At 69.4% G+C, this 481-nt stretch carries 1 protein-coding gene; it reads left to right on the plus strand.

Going from position 1 to position 481, the window contains the following annotated elements:
- Positions 1-481: aminotransferase class III-fold pyridoxal phosphate-dependent enzyme (locus tag AC07RN_RS21010; protein WP_478337220.1), on the plus strand; the 481-nt coding region annotated here is incomplete at both ends.

The following is a 481-nucleotide window of genomic DNA, read 5'->3' on the forward strand; positions in this document are numbered from 1 at the left end:
TTTCATGGTGACGCCGTACGAGGAGTACGTGGCGGTCGCCGAGCGTCTGGTCGCGCTCGCCCCGGGCGCCCACGAGAAGCGGGCGGTGCTGTTCAACAGCGGCGCCGAGGCCGTCGAGAACGCGATCAAGATCGCCCGCCACGCCACCGGCCGCGACGCCGTCGTCGCGTTCGACCACGCGTATCACGGGCGCACCAATCTCACGATGGCGCTGACGGCGAAGAACCTGCCGTACAAGGACGGTTTTGGTCCGTTCGTCCCCGAGGTCTACCGGATGCCGATGTCGTATCCGTTCCGCGAGCCGCCGAATCCGGACGGCACCGTGGTGACCGGCGAGCAGGCGGCGCGCCGCGCGATCCACCTGATGGACAAGCAGATCGGTGCCCGGCGCATCGCGGCGATCGTGGTCGAGCCGATCCAGGGCGAAGGCGGGTTCATCGTCCCCGCACCGGGATTCGTGCCGACGCTGGCGGTGTGGGCG

Source organism: Lelliottia sp. GFLA7 (genome assembly GCF_056490165.1).